This window comes from Marispirochaeta aestuarii (genome assembly GCF_002087085.1).
GTDB classification, from domain to species: Bacteria; Spirochaetota; Spirochaetia; order JC444; family Marispirochaetaceae; genus Marispirochaeta; species Marispirochaeta aestuarii.
In genome coordinates this window covers 1-338 of the sequence record NZ_MWQY01000077.1, presented here as the reverse complement: position 1 = coordinate 338, position 338 = coordinate 1, and the positions used below count along the sequence as shown (strand labels likewise).

The window sequence follows — 338 nt, the reverse complement described above, 5'->3', positions numbered from 1 at the left end:
CCTGCAGAAAACAGTGACCCTGTACGACACAACAGATTACGCCCATCGGGGCCTGATGCTGGAGAAGGAAGTACTGGACGAATCCGGATTTGTGTACCGCCGTACCGAACGCAGCTACGACTCGGTCCCGGTATATTACGCGACGAAGCATGTCGGCCGGGGAACGGTCTACGAGCAGAACCTGCAGGTCGGCTCGGTGTTTCCGCAGCTGACGGAAGAACGGACGACACAGTGGGAAAAGACAAGCGGCCCCTATGAAGGCTCAACAATAACGAAAACCTATACCTACGACGAGTACGGGCTTGTCCGTACCATGCGTGAGAGTACCGAGAGCGGCA

At 56.5% G+C, this 338-nt stretch carries 1 protein-coding gene; it reads left to right on the top strand.

The window, feature by feature from the left end; translation table 11 throughout:
• The coding region (locus B4O97_RS19580) for a hypothetical protein (protein ID WP_158084413.1) at positions 1 to 338 on the top strand (338 nt) is incomplete at both ends.